Source organism: Cobetia sp. 3AK (assembly GCF_029846335.1).
GTDB classification, from domain to species: Bacteria; Pseudomonadota; Gammaproteobacteria; order Pseudomonadales; family Halomonadaceae; genus Cobetia; species Cobetia marina.
Window position 1 is genome coordinate 119,983 of sequence record NZ_JARWKR010000007.1, and the last position, 15,444, is coordinate 135,426.

The 15,444-nt window shown below is 62.0% G+C and carries 10 protein-coding genes; all 10 read left to right on the top strand.

The window, feature by feature from the left end; all coding sequences use genetic code 11:
* Nucleotides 1-237: 237 nt before the first annotated feature.
* The 10 genes from pilM to QD228_RS11875 all read left to right on the top strand — a co-directional run bounded on the left by pilM (nucleotide 238) and on the right by QD228_RS11875 (nucleotide 15,326).
* Nucleotides 238-1,302 carry a type IV pilus assembly protein PilM gene (gene pilM / locus QD228_RS11830; RefSeq protein ID WP_103751454.1) on the top strand — a complete coding sequence of 355 codons (1,065 nt, stop codon included), beginning with the start codon at nucleotides 238-240 and terminating at the stop codon, nucleotides 1,300-1,302.
* Nucleotides 1,299-1,889, top strand: coding sequence for a PilN domain-containing protein (locus tag QD228_RS11835; protein ID WP_271303231.1), 591 nt, complete (start codon nucleotides 1,299-1,301; stop codon nucleotides 1,887-1,889). The genes pilM and QD228_RS11835 overlap by 4 nt, the downstream gene beginning before the upstream one ends.
* Nucleotides 1,886-2,518, top strand: a complete 633-nt coding sequence (locus tag QD228_RS11840; RefSeq protein ID WP_077377942.1) for a type 4a pilus biogenesis protein PilO — start codon at nucleotides 1,886-1,888, stop codon at nucleotides 2,516-2,518. The genes QD228_RS11835 and QD228_RS11840 overlap by 4 nt, the downstream gene beginning before the upstream one ends.
* Nucleotides 2,518-3,072: a pilus assembly protein PilP gene (locus QD228_RS11845; RefSeq protein WP_167592959.1), complete on the top strand. Its 555-nt coding sequence runs from the start codon at nucleotides 2,518-2,520 to the stop codon at nucleotides 3,070-3,072. The genes QD228_RS11840 and QD228_RS11845 overlap by 1 nt, the downstream gene beginning before the upstream one ends.
* A 140-nt stretch (nucleotides 3,073-3,212) precedes the next feature.
* Nucleotides 3,213-5,258, top strand: coding sequence for a type IV pilus secretin PilQ family protein (locus QD228_RS11850; protein WP_077377948.1), 2,046 nt, complete (start codon nucleotides 3,213-3,215; stop codon nucleotides 5,256-5,258).
* On the top strand, nucleotides 5,258-5,800 hold the full coding sequence (aroK, locus tag QD228_RS11855; protein WP_077377951.1) for a shikimate kinase AroK: 543 nt from the start codon (nucleotides 5,258-5,260) through the stop codon (nucleotides 5,798-5,800). The genes QD228_RS11850 and aroK overlap by 1 nt, the downstream gene beginning before the upstream one ends.
* Before the next feature lie 71 nt (nucleotides 5,801-5,871).
* On the top strand, nucleotides 5,872-6,978 hold the full coding sequence (gene aroB / locus QD228_RS11860; RefSeq protein ID WP_084207838.1) for a 3-dehydroquinate synthase: 1,107 nt from the start codon (nucleotides 5,872-5,874) through the stop codon (nucleotides 6,976-6,978).
* A 569-nt stretch (nucleotides 6,979-7,547) separates the two neighbouring features.
* On the top strand, nucleotides 7,548-11,999 hold the full coding sequence (gltB, locus tag QD228_RS11865; protein ID WP_279875664.1) for a glutamate synthase large subunit: 4,452 nt from the start codon (nucleotides 7,548-7,550) through the stop codon (nucleotides 11,997-11,999).
* A gap of 77 nt (nucleotides 12,000-12,076) precedes the next feature.
* Nucleotides 12,077-13,492, top strand: coding sequence for an FAD-dependent oxidoreductase (locus tag QD228_RS11870; protein WP_084207840.1), 1,416 nt, complete (start codon nucleotides 12,077-12,079; stop codon nucleotides 13,490-13,492).
* A gap of 193 nt (nucleotides 13,493-13,685) precedes the next feature.
* Nucleotides 13,686-15,326 (top strand): CTP synthase, encoded by a 1,641-nt coding sequence (locus QD228_RS11875; protein WP_077377963.1) that lies wholly within the window; start codon nucleotides 13,686-13,688, stop codon nucleotides 15,324-15,326.
* Nucleotides 15,327-15,444: the final 118 nt, after the last annotated feature.

Here is a 15,444-nt window from a genome sequence, read left to right on the forward strand (position 1 = left end):
GGGTCCGTGGGTAATGAAAGGCGGGTGGCTGCGGGGGGATTGGCAATTCCATTGCTGGGGCATTATAAGTAGCGGGTCCAGATGCGGCCAGCGTTGAACCCTGTCTTGCGCGTCTGTTGTGTTATTCTGCGAAACATAATGTAACCTCTCAGCAGAAGAGGGTGCCGCGGCGGTGCCGCACGGGAAGCGGCGGCCCGCCAGTCAGACGGGGTCGTCATCAGAGCAGGGGAATGCCAATTGCTGGGACTCAAATCCGCCGGCAAGGGACTGATTGGCGTCGATATCACATCGGCGACCGTCAAGCTCCTGGAGCTGTCCAGACACGGAAATCGATACCAGATCGATAGCTACGCGGTGCGCCCCTTGAAGGAAGGCGCAGTCGTCGAGCGGCGCATCCGCGACATGGATGAAGTCGTGCTGGCGATCAAGCGCGCGGTCGAGCAGGCCCAGCCGCGCTCGCGACGAGCCGTCGTGGCGGTGCCGGCCAGTGCCGCCATCACCAAGACGTTGAGCTTTCCGACCAATCTGGCCGATGACGAGATCGAGCAGCGCATCGCGCTCGAATCCGAGAAGCATTTTCCCTTCCCGCTCAATGACGTGGCGTTCGACTTCCAGCATCTGGGGGTCAATGCCCGCAATCCTGATCAGCAGGATCTGCTGCTGGTGGCCTGTCGCAGCCTGGATGTCGATCAGCTCACCTCCGCGCTCGAGCAGGCCGGCCTTGAGCCGTCAGCGGTCGATGTCGAGACCTTTTCGCTGGAGCGTGCCTTCGGTGAATTGCGCCATCAGCTCCCCCCTACCTACGACAATGAAGAGTGCGTCGCGGTCGTCGATATCGGTGCCACCATGACGGCTTTTCATGTCATCCAGAATGGTCGCATCGTCTACAGCCGGGATGCCGTGTTCGGGGGGCGTCAGCTGACCGACGAGATCATGAACCGTTTCGATCTTTCCAATGACGAAGCGGGTCTGGCCAAGAAGCGCGGTGGTCTGCCGGACACCTATGACAGTGAAGTGCTGGATCCGTTCCGTGACACGCTCGTGCAGCAGATCGCGCGCTCCCTGCAGCTCTATTACACCGCCGGCAAGCGTCGTGAGGTCCAGCGCATTCTGCTGGGAGGAGGGACCGCCGCCATTCCCGGATTACGTGAGTCGCTGGCAGGGCACACCGGACTGGAAGTGATCATGGCCAATCCCTTTACGCACATGAGCGTCAACCCTCGAGTCGACATCCAGGCGCTGGCCGGTGATGCCCCTGCGATGTTGACGGCTTGCGGGCTTGCGATGAGGAAGCGCTCATGACCATCGAGATCAATCTGCTGTCGTGGCGTGAGGAGCGTCGCGAGAAGCGCAGCAAGCGCTTCTTCGGCATTCTGGCACTGGCCGCCGTGGTGGGGGTGGGAGCCGGGTTTGGCATGAGCGAGTATTACCAGAGCCAGCTCGAGGCGCAGAAGCAGCGGCATGCCTTCATCGAGAAGGAAATGGCGCGACTGAATCGCGATATCAAGGAAGTCGAGGATATCGAGAGTCGGCGTGACCAGATGCTGGCGCAGATCGAGCTGATTCGCAGTCTGCAGTTCTCGCGCCCGGAAACGGTACGTGTCTTCAATCAGCTCGTTGCGACGCTGGTCGAGGGTGCCTGGTACCAGAGCATCAGTCGCAGCGGACGTCAGATCAAGGCCAACGGCATCGCGGAGAATACGCGTCAGGTGTCCGGTCTGATGCGCACGCTTGCGGCATCGGATGTCTTCGGTACGCCGACACTGTCCGACGTACAGAGCAGCGACGATGATCGTCGCAGCTTCAATATCATGATTCCCGAGACACCGACGGCTGTCGCTACCAGTGCTGCCGATACGAAGGCCGCCAGGCAGGGAGGTCGGAAATGAGTTTCCTCAATGCCGAAGTGCGTCGTCTCAAGTCGACGGACTTCCAGGATCTCGACCTCAAGGAGGCGGGTATCTGGCCCGTCACCTTGCAGGTGGTATTGGTGCTGATCGTCTTTGGTGCCCTGTTCTGGGCGTCCCACTGGTTCCTTGCGGCGCCCAAGGCCGAGGATCTTGAGCGCCTGCAGGCCAAGGAGCGTCAGCTGCTGAGCCAGTTCGAGACCAAGGCCTTCAAGGCGGCCAATCTGCCCGTGATGCGTGAGCAGATGGCCGAGCTGGAGACGCGCATGGAACAGCTGCTCGAGATGCTCCCGACCGATGCCGAAGTGCCGGCTCTACTCGATGACATCAGCGAGACGGCCATCAACAATCAGCTGGAGGTGGAATACATTCGCCTCAAGCCGGCCCAGAATCGCGATTTCTACGTCGAACAGCCCTTCGATATCAAGGTGCGCGGCGATTACCACCGCATTGCCGCCTTCGTGTCAGGGGTCGCCGGGCTTTCGCGTATCGTGACGTTGCATGACTTCGTGCTGACACCGGTCTCGCAGGGTGAAGACCTGGAGTTGTCGCTGCTGGCCAAGACTTACAACTACCGCCAAGGCGCACCGTTGCCATCGGGAGGTAAATGATGAGTCTGACGACACGTCGCAAGCATGTCGTGCTGGGTGGTGCGATGTTGCTGACACTGCTGGCCGGTTGTGGTGATCCGCAGCTGCCTGCGCTGGAGAGCGAGCTCGAGTCGCTCAGAGGGCGGCCGACGGGGCAGGTCAAGGACCTGCCGCCTCAGCCCGAGTATCATCCCGTGACGTACGACATGGCAGATGCTCGCAGTCCTTTCCAGTCGCGACTGCCGGAGCCGGAGGAGGAGCTCGCCATGGTGGATAATGGCGTGCGGCCGGATCTGGATCGCCCCCGCGAGCCTCTTGAGGCCTGGCCGATGGAGCAGCTCAGCATGGTGGGGACCCTGGATGTGGACGGCAGTCGCTCGGCGTTGATCTTGACGCCGGAGCAGGAGGTGCAGCGTGTGAGTGTCGGCGGACACATGGGGAGCAATTTCGGCCGCATCATTCGCATCGGTGATACTCAGCTGGACCTGGTGGAAATCGTGCCCAACGGTCAGGGCGGTTGGATCGAACGAACCCGCGCCATGGCATTGACTCAACCGGCAGATGCCAGCGGTTAGCGCGTGCTGGCGGCGCTGTCTGCAGAATCGTCACGGAAGATGAGCGGTCGATGACCGACACCATAATGCTTCGACAAGAATAAGGCGCGATCAGCTTCAATGGCTGGGCGGAGCCGCAGCGAGACAGGGGACAAGGGAACATGACGCGATTGCAACGAATGAGTCTGCTGGGGTTGGCGGCTTTCGGCAGCCTGATGGCGAGTGTGGCGCAGGCGGCCTCCACGCTGCAGGATCTGGAATTCACTTCGCTGGGTGGCGATCGGATGGAGCTCAAGCTCGATTTCGCCGGCGGGGTGCCTGAGGTCAAGGGATACCGGATCGAGACACCGCCGCGTATCACCATCGATCTCATGGATACCAGCAGTCAGCTGGACAAGCGCCGCTTCGAGCTCGGCCTCAATGGGGTCGAGGAGCTGGTGGCGCTGGAGGCCGGCTCGCGTACGCGCCTGGTCATGAAGCTCAGCCAGACCCGTCCCTATGTGACGCGTACCGAAGGCAATAGCCTCTATGTCATCGTCGGTGAGCAGGGCGGTCCGGTGGCCGCCGCCGCGTCAGGCCAGTCCGCGCAGCCGCAGCAGCAGGGTGGCGGACTGGAAGTCGCGGCGGAGCCTTCCGTCAGTGGTATCGATTTCCGTCGGGGCAGTGAGGGGGAAGGGCGTGTCGTGGTCAACTTCAATCGCGCCAATGTCGAGTCTCGCGTGACCGAGCGTGGCCGCAAGATCTATATCGATCTCAAGGGTGTCGCCCTGCCGCCAGAGCTGAATCAGGTGCTGGATGTCGGTGATTTCGCGACTCCGGTCTCGAGGATCGATCCGCAGCGTACTCGTGATGGTGTGCGCCTGGTGGTGGATGCCAATGGTTACTATACCCAGTTGGCCACCCAGGCCGGCAACGAGCTGGTGCTTGAGGTCAAGCCGCTGACACGGGAAGAGCAGGCGGAGCGGATCAAGGACAAGTTCCCGTACACCGGCAAGAAGATCTCGCTGAACTTCCAGAATATCGAAGTGCGCTCGGTGCTGCAGATCATCGCGGACTTCACTGGGCTCAATCTGGTGGCCAGTGACAACGTCACCGGCAACGTGACCCTGAACCTCAAGGAAGTGCCCTGGGATCAGGCGCTGGACCTGGTGCTCAAGTCGAATGGCCTGGCCAGTCGCCGCATGGGCAACGTGCTGATGGTCGCGCCGGCGGAAGAGCTGGCGGCACTTGAGCGCAAGGAGCTGGAAGCCAATCAGCAGGTCAAGGAGCTGGCGCCCCTGACGACGGAGTACATTCAGGTGCGTTATGCCAAGGCGGCGGACCTGGCGGCATTGCTGCGCGGTGAAGGCGGTATCGGCCTGCTCTCCGAGCGCGGTCGTGTCATGGTGGATGAGCGTACCAACACCATGTTGATCCAGGACACGCGCGACACTCTGGAGTCCATTCGCGGTACCCTCGAGTATCTCGACATTCCGGTGCGTCAGGTCCAGATCGAGGCGCGCATCGTGATCGCGCGCAGCAGCGTGTCGAGTGAAATCGGTGTCAACTGGGGGCTTTCCAACAGCAGCAACGGCAAGTTCGGCCTGGAAGGTGCGTCGACCGGCACGACCAGTGACGGTGGCCTGAGCGTCAATCTGGGTGACGACAGTGATCCGGGCAGCACCTTCAGCTTCGGTTACCTGTCCGGCGACATCCTGCTGGATCTGGAGCTTTCGGCGCTGGAAAGCGAAGGCAAGAGCCAGACCATCTCCCAGCCCAAGATCATCACCGCCAACCAGAAGAAGGCCGTCATCAAGCAGGGTCAGGAAATTCCCTACGAGGAGGCGACCTCCAGCGGCGCGACCAACATCGAGTTCAAGGAGGCGGTGCTGGCGCTGGAGGTCACGCCGCAGATCACGCCTGACAACCGCATCATCATGGATCTGTTGATCAACAATGACGATGTGTCCGATGACAGCTTCAATGGCGAGCCGGCCATCGATACCAATGAAATCGAGACTCAGGTGCTGGTCAATGATGGCGAGACGGTGGTGCTGGGCGGTATTCTAACCTCCGAACAGATACGCAGCGTCTTCAAGACACCTTTCCTGGGGGATCTGCCGGTGATCGGGAATCTCTTCCGCTATACCGAAGAGTCCAACGAGAAGGTAGAATTGCTGGTATTCATTACCCCGAAGATCATCGAGGACGGCCTGGCGGTGCGCTGATGCATGTGATTCCCAACGTATTCCTTGTCGGCCCCATGGGGGCCGGCAAGAGCACTATCGGCCGCCTGCTGGCGGCCGACTTGCATCGTGAATTTTGCGATAGCGACCACGTGATCGAAGATCGCTGCGGTGCCAGCATCCCCTGGATCTTCGATGTCGAGGGCGAGGCGGGCTTTCGCGGGCGCGAGCAGGCCGTGATTGACGAGCTGACCTCGCTGTCCGATGTCGTGATGGCCACCGGTGGTGGTGCCATCATGGCCGAAGCCAACCGGCGTGTGCTGCGAGAGCGCGGCACGGTGGTCTATCTCTATGCTCCGGTCGAGCAGCAGCTCAAGCGTGCCGGACGTGACCGCAATCGTCCTCTGCTCCAGCAGGATGACCCGGGGCGGGTGCTCAAGCGTCTCTTCGAGCTGCGAGACCCTCTCTATCGCGACACCGCGGATATCATCGTGCGTACCGATCGACGCAGCCCGCGTGCGGTCACCAACGAGATCCGGCGCCGGCTCAAGGCATTGTCAGACCCGCTCCACGTGCATGGCTAGACTCCCCTGGGGAGTCTGGCTCTCGCTTACATTCAGGCGCCGTCATTCGTTTCGCCGCAAGGAGAATCATCATGTCCCTGGCTCCCGCTCATCGTCTCGATGTCGCACTTGGCGAGCGTAGTTACCCCATTCACATCGGCCCGGGCCTGACGGCGCGAGGAGACCTCATTCGTGAGCATCTCGCCGGTCGTCAGGTGATGATCGTCACCAACACCGTGGTGGCGCCACTGTATCTGGAGGCGCTCAAGGCATCACTTGGCGATGGTCTGGATATTCGAGAGGTGATTCTCGAGGATGGCGAACAGACCAAGCACATGGCCAGTATCGGTCTGATCTGGGATGCTCTGCTCGAGGCCGGCTTCAATCGTCGTTGCACCTTGATCGCCCTCGGTGGGGGAGTCATCGGCGACATGACCGGTTTTGCCGCCGCCTGTTATCAGCGGGGGGCGGCCTTCATCCAGGTGCCGACCACGCTGCTGTCGCAGGTGGATTCCTCGGTGGGTGGCAAGACCGGCGTCAATCATCCGCGCGGCAAGAACATGCTGGGTGCCTTCTGGCAGCCGAGACTGGTGTTGATCGATACCTCAAGCCTCAGGACATTGCCGCAGCGTGAGCTGTCGGCGGGCATGGCCGAGGTCATCAAGTATGGCCTGCTGTGGGATGAAAGCTTCCTGAGCTGGCTGGAAGACAACATGCAGGCCTTGATGGCGCTGGATGAAACCTTGCTCGGAGAGGCCATCCGCCGCAGTTGTGCGATCAAGGCGGATGTCGTGGCGCAGGACGAGACCGAGCAGGGCGTGCGCGCACTGCTCAACCTCGGCCACACCTTCGGGCATGCCATCGAGACGGACCAGGGCTATGGCGTCTGGCTGCACGGTGAAGCCGTCGGCACCGGCATGCTGATGGCCGCTGAACTTTCGGCGCGCATGGGGTGGCTGTCGAGTGCCGATGTCGAGCGTATCGCCAAGGTGATCGGCAAGGCCGGTCTGCCGCTGCAAGCGCCGGAGGACATGGGGGTCGAGGACTTCCTGCGTCACATGCAGCTGGACAAGAAGAATGTCGATGGCCGTCTGCGTCTGATCCTGCTCGAGCGTATCGGGCGTGCGGTGATTACCGAAGAGGCGCCTGCCGGCCTGCTGGCGGACATGCTGGAGCACTGGCCGCGCAGCAGCCACTGATCCCTCGACCAGGCGTTGGCTGGTGCACGGAATCTGCTGCAGAAGAAAAGCCGTCACCTCAGGGTGGCGGCTTTTCTTTTTGTCGAGCGTCAGTGGGCACTTCAGGTGGACGTGCCCAGGGCGCATGTCCTATGTACGGGTCGGGTGTGCCGGTGAGTGTGCAGGACAAGTGCATTAGCGGGGCGTGATTCCTGAATTGGTATGCCGTATGCGTAATCGGTATGGGGAGAATTGAATAAAAACGCTGTTTTTTATTCATCCAAGACTAAAGTTGCAAGGCGAAACCCGCGAGGCATGTCTACCCGCTAAGCGCTTGAGCCTACAGGGTTTTTTGGAATGAGGTGTCTCTAACCTTCGGTTTTGTCAGGTTTTTTTGCCCGATGGGCGACCTGTGGAGAATTGCGCGGTGGGGAAGCGCGGGGATATGCTCGAGGGAAATCTGGCGTCGTGTTGCGACACTGATGGCGCCACTATCGGCAGGCATAAAAATAAAGATAACCGATAACTATAACCTCGAAAATGCTTGTTGAAAAGCATCTGGACACATGATTTCTCCGTGAGGCACGCCCATGAATAAAGGTCTCCACCAACCGGGAGAGTTCCGCGACAACTGCGGCTTCGGCTTGATCGCCCATATGGAAGGGCAGGCAAGCCATGAGCTGCTGCAGACTGCCATTGAATCCCTGACGTGCATGACTCACCGCGGTGGTATCGCTGCCGACGGCAAGACCGGTGATGGCTGCGGCCTGCTGCTCAAGATGCCGGATGGCTTCATGCGCCAGATCGCCCGAGAGACGCTCGGGCTCGAGCTGGGCGAGCGCTATGCCGTCGGTACGCTCTTCCTGCCGAATGATGACGCGCGTGAACAGGCCGCGCGTGATGCTTTCGAGTCCGCTCTGACGGCACGCAACCTCGAGGTGCTCGGCTGGCGTGACATGCCGGTGGATGACAGCGTGTGCGGCCCGATGGCCCGCGACTGCCTGCCGCGCATTCGTCAGGTCTTCGTTGCAGCTTCCAGTGAACGTACCGATATCGCCTTCAATGTCGACCTGTTCATGGCGCGCAGATACGCCGAGCAGGCGCTGAAGGGCGAAGAGGACTTCTACGTCTGCTCGCTGTCCGGCAAGGTCATCTCCTTCAAGGGTCTGGTGATGCCGGAAGACCTTCCGCGCTTCTACAAGGACCTGGGCGACCCGCGCCTCGAGACCGCGATCTGTGTCTTCCACCAGCGCTTCTCGACCAACACCGCGCCGCGCTGGCCGCTGGCCCAGCCGTTCCGCTTCCTCGCCCACAACGGCGAGATCAACACCATCGAGGCCAACCGTGGCTGGGCAAACGCGCGCAAGGAGAACTTCGTCTCCGAGCAGCTGCCCGAGATCGCCGAGCTGGACGAGATCGTCAACACGGTCGGCTCCGATTCCTCCAGCATGGACAACATGCTGGAAGTGCTGCTGACCGGTGGCATGGATATCTATCGCGCCATCCGCATGATGGTGCCGCCGGCCTGGCAGAACGTCGAGCAGATGGATTCCGACCTGCGGGCCTTCTACGAATACAATTCCATGCACATGGAAGCCTGGGATGGTCCGGCGGGCATCGTGCTCACCGACGGTCGCCACGCCGTGTGCATGCTGGACCGCAACGGTCTGCGTCCGGCGCGTTGGGTCATCACCCGCAATGGCTTCATCACGCTGGCCTCCGAGATCGGTACCTACGATTACAAGCCGGAAGATGTCGTCGCCAAGGGGCGTGTCGGGCCGGGGCAGGTGCTGGGTGTCGATACCGAGACCGGTGAAGTGCTGCACACCGATCAGGTCAGCGAGCGCCTCAAGGGGGCCCATCCCTACAAGCGCTGGTTGCGTGAAAATGCCAATTACCTCGAGTCCGCGCTGACCGAGCTGGCGCGTTTCCAGCCGATGGAAGCGGACACGCTGGACGTCTATCAGAAGATGTTCCAGGTCAGCTTTGAAGAGCGTGATCAGCTGCTGCGCCCGCTGGCCGAGAGCGGTCAGGAGGCGGTCGGCTCCATGGGGGATGACACCCCGATGGCCGTGCTGTCGCGCCAGAACCGCGTACTGACCGACTATTTCCGTCAGAAGTTCGCCCAGGTCACCAATCCGCCGATCGATCCGCTGCGGGAAGCGATCGTGATGTCGCTGGAGACCTGCTGTGGCGCCGAGCTCAACATCTTCGACGCGACGCCGGAACACGCGCATCGTCTGATCCTGACCACGCCGGTGCTGTCACCGCGCAAGTTCAATGCGCTGGTCAATCATGAGGACCCGGCGTTCACCTCCCAGACGCTCAAGCTGCACTATGACCCGAGTCAGGACTCTCTGAAGCAGGCGCTTCAGGGCATCTGTCAGCAGGCCGAGGAAGCGGCGCGCAATGGCAAGGTGATCCTGGTGCTCAGCGACTGCGGGCTCGCCAAGGGACAATTGCCGATTCACGCGGCGCTGGCGACCGGTGCCATTCACCATCACCTCGGAGCACTGGCACTGCGTCCGCGCGTCAATCTGGTCATCGAGACCGGCTATGCGCGTGATGCACACCAGATGGCAGTGCTGTTCGGGGTGGGCGCCACGGCGGTCTACCCCTACCTTGCCTATCAGGTGATGGCCGACATGCATCGCACCGGCGAGCTGTCCGGCAACCCGGCCGATGCCCGCGAGAATTATCGCAAGGGCATGCAGAAGGGCCTCTACAAGATCCTGTCCAAGATGGGCATCTCGCACATCGGCTCCTACCGTGGCTCGCAGCTGTTCGAGGCCGTAGGGCTCAACAGTGAAGTCATGGACATGTGCTTCACCGGCATGGCCTCGCGCATCGAAGGCGCCGGCTTCGCCGAGCTGCAGTTCCAGCAGGAGCTGCTGGCGCGTGAAGCCTGGCTGCCGCGCAAGCGCATCAAGCAGGGCGGTCTGGTCAAGTACGTGCACGGTGGTGAGTACCACGCCTACAACCCTGACGTGGTGATGAAGCTGCAGCAGGCCGTCCAGCAGGGGGACTACGGCAAGTGGAAGGAATTCGCGCGCCTGGTCAACGAGCGTCCGGTCGCGACCATTCGCGATCTGTTGAGCCTCAAGCCCGTGGCCGAGCCGCTGCCGCTTGAGGAAGTCGAGTCCGTCGAATCACTGCTGCCGCGCTTCGACAGCGCCGGCATGTCTCTCGGCGCGCTGTCTCCCGAGGCACATGAGGCGCTGGCGCAGGCCATGAACGAGGCCGGCGGGCGCTCCAACTCCGGTGAGGGCGGTGAAGACCCGGCACGCTACGGCACCGTGCGCTCCTCCAAGATCAAGCAGATCGCGTCCGGGCGTTTCGGTGTCACGCCGGCGTACCTGGTCAATGCCGAGGTACTGCAGATCAAGGTCGCACAGGGCGCCAAGCCCGGTGAGGGCGGTCAGCTGCCGGGCGGCAAGGTCAACGACCTGATCGCACGTCTGCGCTACGCCGTGCCGGGGGTGACACTGATCTCGCCGCCGCCGCACCATGACATCTATTCCATCGAGGATCTGGCACAGCTGATCTTTGACCTGAAACAGGTCAATCCGTCAGCGCAGGTCTCGGTCAAGCTGGTCTCCGAGCCCGGTATCGGCACCATCGCCACCGGTGTCGCCAAGGCCTATGCCGACCTGATCACCGTCTCCGGCTACGACGGTGGTACCGCGGCCAGCCCGATCACCTCGATCAAGCATGCCGGTTCCCCGTGGGAGCTGGGGCTGCCCGAGGTGCACCAGGCGCTGCGCATCAATCAGTTGCGTCACAAGATTCGTCTGCAGACGGATGGCGGTCTCAAGACCGGTCTGGATGTGGTCAAGGCGGCGATTCTGGGGGCCGAGAGCTTCGGCTTCGGGACGGCACCGATGGTGGCGCTGGGCTGCAAGTACCTGCGTATCTGTCACCTGAACAACTGTGCCACCGGTGTCGCGACCCAGCACCAGGCGCTGCGTGATGAGCATTTCCGCGGCACCGTCGAGATGGTCAAGCACTACTTCCGCTTCATCGCTGAAGAGGTGCGCGAGCTGATGGCGCTGCTGGGCGTGCGCCAGATCACCGACCTGATCGGTCGTACCGATCTGCTCGAAGTGCTGGAAGGCGAGACCAACGCGCAGCGTCGTCTCGACCTCACGCCGTTGCTGGGCAATGACTTCGTGCCCAAGGACGCGCCGCAGTTCTGCCAGGTCAGCCGCAACGAGCCGCATGACCCCGGCGCCAAGAACCTCGAGATGCTGGCGGCGATGGAGTCCGCGATCGACAGCCGCAGCGGTGGCGAGTTCAGCTTCCATGTCACCAACTGCGATCGCTCCATCGGGGCGCGCGTCTCCGGTGAGATCGCCAAGCGGTATGGCGAGGCAGGACTGGCGGGCTCGCCGCTCAAGGTCAGCCTGACCGGCGTGGCAGGGCAGAGCTTCGGGGTCTGGAATGCGCATGGCCTCGAGATGCATCTGGAAGGCGATGCCAACGATTACGTCGGCAAGGGCATGAATGGCGGCAAGCTGACCATCGTGCCGCCGCGCGGCTCGCGCTTCGAGAGCCACAAGACGGCCATCATCGGCAACACCTGCCTGTATGGGGCGACCGGCGGCAAGTTGTACGCCGCGGGAACTGCCGGCGAGCGCTTCGCGGTGCGCAACTCCGGTGCGCATGCCGTCATCGAAGGGGCGGGCGATCACTGCTGTGAGTACATGACCGGCGGGCTGGTCTGCGTGCTGGGCGAAACCGGCGTCAACTTCGGTGCAGGCATGACCGGCGGCTTCGCCTATGTACTGGACGAGAGTCGAGACTTCGTCGACAAGTACAACCACGAGCTGGTGGAAATCCACCGTATCAATACCGAAGCCATGGAGGCCTATCGTCGCCATCTGCGCGAAGTGATCGAGGAATACGTGGCCGAGACCGGCTCCGAGCGCGGTCGCAACATCCTGCGTGATTTCCCTGACTTCGTGCGTCACTTCTGGTTGGTCAAGCCCAAGGCGGCAAGCCTGGGGGGATTGCTCGATCAGTCCCGGCGTCAGCCGGAGTGACCGCATCCCTCACCCTGGCAAGCCCCGGGTGAGGGCCCGCACCGCGACGGTGCCCGGATTTTGAGAGAGGATTCATCATGGCCAATCAGCTCGCCAACGACTTCCAGTTCATCGATGTGGGTCGTCAGGACCCGCAGAAGAAAGATGCTCGCGTGCGTGCCCGCGAGTTCAACGAGATATACGCCGAGTTCAAGCCGGTGGAAGCGGCCAGTCAGGCGCATCGCTGCCTGGGTTGCGGCAACCCCTACTGCGAGTGGAAGTGTCCGGTACACAACTATATCCCCAACTGGCTGAAGCTGGTCTCCGAGGGCAACATCCTCGAGGCTGCGGAGCTTTCGCACCAGACCAACTCGCTGCCCGAAGTCTGTGGGCGCGTCTGCCCGCAGGATCGTCTCTGTGAAGGCGACTGCACCCTGAATGATGGCTTCGGTGCCGTCACCATCGGTTCTGTCGAGAAGTACATCACCGACACCGCCTTCGCGATGGGCTGGCGTCCCGACATGTCCAAGGTCAGCTGGACGGACAAGCGCGTCGCCATCATCGGTGCCGGCCCGGCGGGTCTGGGAGCCGCCGATATCCTGGTGCGCAACGGTGTGCGTCCGGTGATCTATGATCGTCACCCGGAGATCGGTGGGCTGCTGACCTTCGGTATCCCGGAGTTCAAGCTCGAGAAGGGCGTGATGACGCGCCGCCGCGAGATCTTCGAAGAGATGGGCATGGAGTTCCGTCTCAATGTCGAGGTCGGTCGTGACATCGGCTTCGATGCCCTGCTCGAGGAATACGATGCCGTCTTCCTGGGAATGGGCACCTACAACGCCATGAGCGGCGGTTTCCCGGGCGAGGATCTTCCGGGAGTTCACAAGGCGCTCGACTTCCTGATCGCCAACGTCAATCACTGCCTGGGCTTCGAGAAGGACCCGGCCGATTATGTCTCGATGGAAGGCAAGAAGGTCGTGGTGCTCGGCGGTGGTGATACCGCGATGGACTGCAACCGCACCTCCATCCGTCAGGGCGCCGATACCGTGACCTGTGCCTACCGTCGCGACGAGGCCAACATGCCGGGCTCGCGTCGTGAGGTGACCAATGCTCGTGAGGAAGGCGTCGACTTCCTGTTCAATCGCCAGCCGGTGGCGGTGGTCGGTGAGGGCAAGGTCGAGGGCGTCAAGGTCGTGCGTACCCGCATGGGTGAACCGGACGCCAACGGGCGCCAGCGCCCGGAAGTGGTGCCGGGTTCCGAAGAGATCCTGCCGGCGGATGCCGTCATCGTCGCCTTCGGCTTCCAGGCCAGTCCTGCACCGTGGTTCACCGATTTCGATATCGGGGTCGATGAGCGTGGGCGCATCGCGACCAGTGCCGAGCGACTCGCCTTCCAGACCACCAATCCCAAGGTGTTCGCCGGTGGTGACATGGTGCGCGGTTCCGATCTGGTGGTGACCGCCATTGATGAAGGTCGCCGGGCCGCAGAAGGGATTCTCGATTTCCTGGAAGTGTAAGGAGATCGCAGTATCACGTATCAGGCCCGCCATGGCGGGCCTGATACGTTGGGCGGGTGCCCGTGGCGGCGTCACCAAGGATGGATGGAGTGGCAATCAAATTGAGCCGGAGCAGCCTTTCCGCTAGACTGGCGACCCATCCTGATCCGTTCCCCCGGATCTCTCCTACAGCTCACGTTTTCGGCAGGTTTCCATGACACGATTTATCTTCGTGACGGGCGGCGTTGTGTCCTCGCTTGGCAAGGGCATCGCATCCGCTTCGCTGGCGGCTATTCTCGAGGCCCGTGGCCTCAAGGTCACCATTCTCAAGCTGGATCCGTACATCAACGTCGATCCGGGCACCATGAGCCCGTTCCAGCACGGCGAAGTCTTTGTCACTGAAGATGGCGCGGAAACCGATCTGGACCTCGGTCACTACGAGCGTTTCATCCGCTCGCGCATGACCCAGGGCAACAACTTCACCACCGGCCGTGTCTATGAGCACGTGCTGCGCAAGGAGCGCCGCGGCGACTACCTGGGTGGAACGGTTCAGGTCATCCCGCACATCACCGACGAGATCAAGCGTCGCGTGATCGCTGGCGGTGAAGGCTATGACGTCGCGCTGGTCGAGATCGGTGGCACCGTCGGTGACATCGAGTCCCTGCCATTCCTGGAGTCGATCCGTCAGTTGCGCGCCCAGCTGGGTAGCGAGCGTGCCATCTTCATGCACCTCACGCTGGTGCCGTACATCAAGACGGCTGGTGAGACCAAGACCAAGCCGACCCAGCACAGCGTCAAGGAGCTGCGCTCCATCGGTATCCAGCCGGATATCCTGATCTGCCGCAGCGAAGTCGAGATCGAGGAAAGCGAGCGTCGCAAGATCTCGCTGTTCACCAATGTCGAGGAACGTGCTGTCGTGTCGCTGCAGGATGCCGACACCATCTATCGTATTCCGCTGATGTTGCATGAAGCCGGTCTCGATGAGATTGTCTGCGACAAGCTGCGCCTGGAGGCCAAAGAGGCTGACATGTCCGAGTGGGTGTCGGTACTGGATGCCAAGCTCAACCCGCTCAAGACCATCAACATCGCGATGGTCGGCAAGTACATGGAGCTGCTGGACGCCTACAAGTCCCTGAACGAGGCACTGATTCATGCCGGTATCCAGGGACGTGTGAAGGTCAACGTCGACTTCATCGATTCCGAAGAGATCGAGCGCAACGGTACCGATCGTCTGATCGGCAAGGACGCGGTTCTGGTGCCGGGCGGTTTCGGCGAGCGGGGTGTGGAAGGCAAGATCGCCACCGCACGCTTCGCACGTGAGAACAAGGTGCCGTATCTGGGTATCTGTCTGGGCATGCAGGTCGCGGTCATCGAGTTTGCCCGCAACGTGGCCGGCTGGACTGATGCGAACTCCACCGAGTTCACTCACGACACCCAGCACCCGGTGGTCGGTCTGATCACTGAATGGCTGACGCCGGAAGGCAAGATCGAGACTCGTGACGCGGCATCCGACCTGGGCGGCACCATGCGTCTGGGCGGTCAGGCCTGTCGTCTGCTCAACGGCTCCAAGGCGCATCAGGCCTATGGCAGCGATGAGATCGTCGAGCGTCACCGCCACCGCTATGAGGTCAACGACCAGTTCGTGCCGGCGCTGGAAGAAGCCGGTCTGATCTTCTCGGGCCGCAGCGTCGACAACTCGCTGGTCGAGATGGTCGAGCTGCCGGACCACCCGTGGTTCGTCGCGTGTCAGTTCCACCCGGAGTTCACCTCCACCCCGCGTGATGGCCACCCGCTGTTCTCCGGCTTCGTGAATGCGGCGCTCAATCACAAGGCGGCGCGGACTCGCGGCGAGTGATAGGGTGATCGCCGGGCGTCACGCCAGAGTGGCGCCCGTGGGTCTTTTCCGCGGCGGCTCATCAAGAATGTCCGGCAGGCAAGGGCATCGCGGCTGAGCCGCCGGTGGGCAACGTTTT

Excerpts from the sequence above, each read along its gene's own strand:
- QD228_RS11835 (WP_271303231.1), top strand. The coding sequence starts at position 1,299 with ATGACCATCGAGATCAATCTGCTGTCGTGGCGTGAGGAGCGTCGCGAG.
- QD228_RS11840 (WP_077377942.1), top strand. The coding sequence starts at position 1,886 with ATGAGTTTCCTCAATGCCGAAGTGCGTCGTCTCAAGTCGACGGACTTC.
- QD228_RS11845 (WP_167592959.1), top strand. The coding sequence starts at position 2,518 with ATGAGTCTGACGACACGTCGCAAGCATGTCGTGCTGGGTGGTGCGATG.
- QD228_RS11850 (WP_077377948.1), top strand. The coding sequence starts at position 3,213 with ATGACGCGATTGCAACGAATGAGTCTGCTGGGGTTGGCGGCTTTCGGC.
- aroK (WP_077377951.1), top strand. The coding sequence starts at position 5,258 with ATGCATGTGATTCCCAACGTATTCCTTGTCGGCCCCATGGGGGCCGGC.
- aroB (WP_084207838.1), top strand. The coding sequence starts at position 5,872 with ATGTCCCTGGCTCCCGCTCATCGTCTCGATGTCGCACTTGGCGAGCGT.
- gltB (WP_279875664.1), top strand. The coding sequence starts at position 7,548 with ATGAATAAAGGTCTCCACCAACCGGGAGAGTTCCGCGACAACTGCGGC.
- QD228_RS11870 (WP_084207840.1), top strand. The coding sequence starts at position 12,077 with ATGGCCAATCAGCTCGCCAACGACTTCCAGTTCATCGATGTGGGTCGT.
- QD228_RS11875 (WP_077377963.1), top strand. The coding sequence starts at position 13,686 with ATGACACGATTTATCTTCGTGACGGGCGGCGTTGTGTCCTCGCTTGGC.